The sequence below is a fragment of the Floccifex sp. genome, from assembly GCF_051873495.1.
In the GTDB taxonomy this organism is placed as follows: domain Bacteria; phylum Bacillota_I; class Bacilli_A; order Erysipelotrichales; family Erysipelotrichaceae; genus Floccifex.
Genome location: NZ_JBJEEX010000122.1, coordinates 1 through 4,857, shown reverse-complemented (window position 1 = coordinate 4,857; position 4,857 = coordinate 1). Strand labels below are relative to the sequence as shown.

At 30.6% G+C, this 4,857-nt stretch carries 5 protein-coding genes and 1 other annotated feature; all 5 genes read left to right on the top strand.

All coding sequences use genetic code 11. From position 1 onward, the window contains the following. Positions 1 to 420, top strand: a 420-nt coding sequence (locus ACI313_RS07950; protein ID WP_439755723.1) for a low molecular weight protein-tyrosine-phosphatase, incomplete at its 5' end; no start/stop codon positions are given. Beyond that, positions 413 to 1,240, top strand: coding sequence for a histidinol-phosphatase (locus tag ACI313_RS07945; protein ID WP_439755722.1), 828 nt, complete (start codon positions 413 to 415; stop codon positions 1,238 to 1,240). The genes ACI313_RS07950 and ACI313_RS07945, both read left to right, overlap by 8 nt. A 52-nt stretch (positions 1,241 to 1,292) precedes the next feature. Then, positions 1,293 to 2,339 (top strand): SIS domain-containing protein, encoded by a 1,047-nt coding sequence (locus ACI313_RS07940; RefSeq protein WP_439755721.1) that lies wholly within the window; start codon positions 1,293 to 1,295, stop codon positions 2,337 to 2,339. After that, a complete protein-coding gene (locus ACI313_RS07935; RefSeq protein WP_439755720.1) occupies positions 2,336 to 2,950 on the top strand; it encodes a hypothetical protein in 615 nt (204 codons plus the stop codon). The genes ACI313_RS07940 and ACI313_RS07935 overlap by 4 nt, the downstream gene beginning before the upstream one ends. A 181-nt stretch (positions 2,951 to 3,131) precedes the next feature. Next, positions 3,132 to 3,356 (top strand) — a binding site (T-box leader). 31 nt (positions 3,357 to 3,387) lie between these two features. Further along, complete coding sequence (locus tag ACI313_RS07930) at positions 3,388 to 4,689, top strand: O-acetylhomoserine aminocarboxypropyltransferase/cysteine synthase family protein (protein WP_439755719.1); 1,302 nt, start codon at positions 3,388 to 3,390, stop codon at positions 4,687 to 4,689. Positions 4,690 to 4,857: the final 168 nt, after the last annotated feature.

Genomic DNA, 4,857 nt, shown 5'->3' with positions numbered 1-4,857 from the left:
CATGGGAATATTTGTAGAAGTCCGATGGCAGAATTTATTATGAAAAAATTAGTAGATGGAAAAGGGTTGAGTTCTGATTTTTATATTGAATCAGCTGCAACTTCAACCGAAGAAATTGGAAATGATATGTATCCACCGGCTAAAAGAATATTAAAAGAAAAGAATGTTCCTTTTAGTCCTAGAAAAGCTCGTCAAATTTGTTTAGAAGACTATAATCGTTTTGATTATATTATTGGTATGGATTCCTATAATATGAATAACCTACATAGACGTTTTCCAGATGATAACGAACATAAAATATATCCTTTATTAGAAGATAGAAGTGTATCGGATCCTTGGTATACTGATGATTTTAATAAAGCTTATTGGGATATTTATGAGGGATGTAAGCAATGGCTAGAAAGGATTTTAAATGATTAAACAAAATCTTCATACGCATAGTTTATATTGTGATGGCATTAATTCTTTGGAAGAAATAGTGGAAAGTGCTATTCAAAAAAAGTTCACTGTTTTAGGTTTTTCTTCTCATGGATATACGCCTTCAGAGTCTTTTGGAATGGATGAAAATAGACAGAATTCTTATTGTTTAGAAGTAAATAAATTAAAGGAAAAATATAAAGATCAAATTGATATTTTTCTAGGAATTGAACAAGATGAATTGTATCGCATTAATGATCCTTCTCAATTTGATTATATTATTGGATCAAAGCACTATGTAAAAGGAGAAGGATATGAACATGGCATAGATTGTTCAAAAGAAGTAACGGAACAACTAGTTTCTTCTTATTTTAATAATGATTTTTTATCTTTTTGTCAGTGTTATTTTGATGATTTAAAAAAAATGGCAACATGGGATGAAGTTGATATTATTGGACACTTTGATTTATTTATGAAATTCAATGAAGATGAATCGTTTCTTTCTTTTTCTAATAAACAATACTTAAAAATGGCATATGAAACACTGGATTGCTTGATTCAAAACAATAAAATTATTGAAGTCAATACCGGTGCCATTGCCAAGGGATATCGAACAAAACCATATCCAGATTTTCATTTATTACAGTACATTAACCAACATAATGGCAAAATTCTATTAAATAGTGATTGTCATAATGCCAAGTTTTTAGATGAAGGATATGACATAGCTATGGATTTAATTCGAAGAGCTGGGTTTAAATCAATGGAAGTATTAACTTCAAAGGGGTTTGAAACAAAAGATATTGATGAATTTATAATGTAATTATTGAATGTTTTCTGATACCATTTAAGTATAAAAAATAGGAGAAAAAATAATGTTTGAGAGTATAATGTGGACGTATATGAAAGAAGAACAAACACTTCTTTCAAATTTATTGAATTCTAAATTAGATGTACCTGATATGGAAGCTCTTTATATTGTTTGTCATGGCTCTAGTTATAATGCAGCAATGGCTATTTCATCTTTTATTGCCAAATACGCTAAAATTCGTGTGTACGCCTATACACCATCTAATTTTATGAATACGGCAATTTCCCTTCAATATGAAAATCAAGAAACAACCTATGTTCTAGGGATTTCTCAAACAGGGACATCAAGTGGAGTATTAAATGCTTTAGAATGTGCTAAAAAAGATGGGTTTTCCATTCTTGGGATTACCAATGAAGTGGATTCACCAATCGATAAGATGTCAAATCAAACTTACTATTTGAATTGTGGACTAGAAAATAGTAATGCCAAAACAAAGGGATATAGTTCCACATTGGTTTTATTGATGTTGTTTGGTCTTCAATTAGCTCAAAAGAAGAACACAATATCGGATGAATTGTATAAAGAAATAAAAGATGAGCTTTCAAATCAAGTCAATGATATAAATAATGTTATTGATCAAACAATTACATGGTGTCAAAACAATCAATATGGAAAAGACATGGATAATTTATATGTGATTGGAAATGGAATGAATTTTGCCACAGCTATGGAAGGACAATTAAAATTAATGGAAACACAGTGTATTCCTACGATGTTTAATGACATTGTAGAGTTTTCTCATGGAATGCATCGTTCTTTAAATGAGAAGTCCTTTATTTTATTAATTAACGATGGACTAGATAGTGTTTTAGTAAACAAGACATTTGATTATTGTCAAAACAAAAAATACAATGTTGTTATGATTGATACAATGAATCATAAAGACAATAAAATTATTAATGTGAATTCTTATAAACATTCGCATTCTATTTTATTGATTACAAGTGTGATTCAAGCAATTTCGGCGTTTGTTCCTGAATTAAATGGAACAGATCCTAATCGCAATGCCAATGATGATTATACAGACTGGATGGAGACAAGAGTACTATGACAAAATGGATTATTTTCACAGTTATTGTGGTATTTGTTTTAGAAGTTGTGTTTCAGGTTAAGAAACAAAAAGATGTTTCTAAATTAGAAAATGAATTAACTTCGGCTTTATTAAAGAAAGATTATCGTAAGTTTGATGAATTAGTAAATTCAGTGGATGCGAAAAAAAACATTCCTCCTTATAATTTGAATTATTTAAAATTAAATGCAGCAATTATTCGTGGTAAGAAACAAGACATTGATTCTATTTGTGATAATTTTGAAAATGTTCATATGAATCAAGCACAAAAAGAGAATTTCTATGCGACGGCTTTTGGGTATTATGCCCAACAAAATAATAAAAAGAAGGCATTGTATTATAAAGATAAAATTTTAAAAGAATCAAAGAATGAAAAAAACATTGAAGCTTGTAAGAGAATGTATAGTGTATACATTGAAGCAAGTGATGAATATTTAGATGTTTTATTAAAAGAATGTGAGTCTTTGTCTGGGCAACAAAGAACAACGAACGATGCTTTATTAGCTAAGATTTATGAAAACAAAAATGATAAAGAAAATGAAGAGAAGTTTTTAAAACAATTAAAAGAGGATTCACTTCAAACAAATAAGTAGGCATTCTTAGTGAATGTCTTTTTTTTAGGTCGAATTCCTATTGACATAGTAGGAAAAGAAGAGTAGTATTAACACAACCTACTTAAATGGTAGGAATAAGGAGACGATATGAAATTAATCATTTATTTAAAGTCTCGTTGTACGTTTCGAATGTGTAACGAAAATGATAAAAAATGAATATATAAAGGTTATGAAAAGAAGAATAGCTTAATAGGATTTTAAAGAGAGTCTTTGGATGGTGGAAAAAGATAATGATAATTAAGTGAAAATGGTCTTGGAACTGGATAATCGATAGGTAGGTTATCACGCAAGTAAGCGTTAAAATACGTAGTCAATAAGACTGATAAGACCATAATTGTGAGGTTATGGTGAATTTAGGTGGTAACACGATATGCTCGTCCTAATGGGATGAGCTTTTTTTTATAAGGAGAAAAATCATGGCATATACAAAAAGAGAAGATCGTAAATTAAAATTTGAAACGTTACAACTACATGTAGGACAAGAACAAGCAGATCCGAGTACAGGAGCAAGAGCTGTTCCGATTTATCAAACAACATCGTATGTTTTTGATAACAGTGCACATGCTGCAGCACGATTTGGTTTAGCTGATTCAGGAAATATTTATGGACGACTAACCAATTCTACTCAAGAAGTATTTGAAAAACGAATTGCGGCATTAGAAGGAGGAACTGGAGCATTAGCTGTTGCTTCTGGAGCTGCAGCTATTGCCTATACCATTCAAGCTTTAGCTAAACAAGGTGAACACATTGTTGCACAAAAAACTATTTATGGAGGAACATCTAACTTATTAGCTCATACATTCCCAAATTATGGAATTAGTACAACATTTGTGAATGCTCATAATTTAGAAGAAGTAGAACAAGCTATTCAATCCAATACAAAAGCTATTTACTTGGAAACACTTGGAAATCCAAATAGTGATATTCCTGATATCGATGCAATTAGTGAAATTGCTCATAAACATGGACTCCCAGTGGTTGTGGATAATACATTTGGAACACCATACTTAATTCGTCCTATTGAACACGGAGCAGATATTGTAGTGCATTCTGCTACTAAATTCATAGGAGGACATGGAACGAGTTTAGGAGGTGTCATTGTTGAGGGAGAAACATTTGATTGGGCAAAAGATGATAAATATCCTTGGTTATCACAACCCAATCCAAGTTATCATGGCGTAAAATTCACAGAGGCTGCACCGAATGCGCCATTTGTGACATATGTTCGAGCTATTTTATTACGTGATACAGGGGCAACGCTTTCTCCATTTAATGCGTTCTTACTACTACAAGGAACAGAAACTTTGTCGCTAAGAATTGATCGACACAATGAAAACACAAAGAAAGTCGTTGAATATTTATCACATCATCCACTTGTAGAAAAAGTAAATCATCCTTCTTTACCAAATCATCCAGACCATGATTTATATGTTAAGTATTTCCCAAATGGAGGAGGTTCTATATTTACTTTTGATATAAAAGGAGGCGAAAAAGAAGCCCATAAATTTATTGATTCTCTAGAAATATTTTCTTTATTAGCCTATGTAGCCGATGTGAAATCACTAGTTATTCATCCCGCTACTACAACGCATTCTCAATTAACACAAGAAGAATTACTTGACCAAGGTATTAAACCAAATACAATTCGTTTATCAATTGGAACAGAAAATATTGATGATATTTTGTTTGACTTAGAAAATGCGTTTTCAAATCTATAAAAATTACAAAATGCTTAGAGTTTTATAAATTTTAAGCATTTTTTTCATCTTTTTTTTTACAAATTCAATTTTTTTTCGAATTATATAATGAAGGAGGAAAAAAGATGAATCTTGATACCATCGCAAAGAAAATAAATGCGAATAAAAATGTGATTGCGATATACGCAA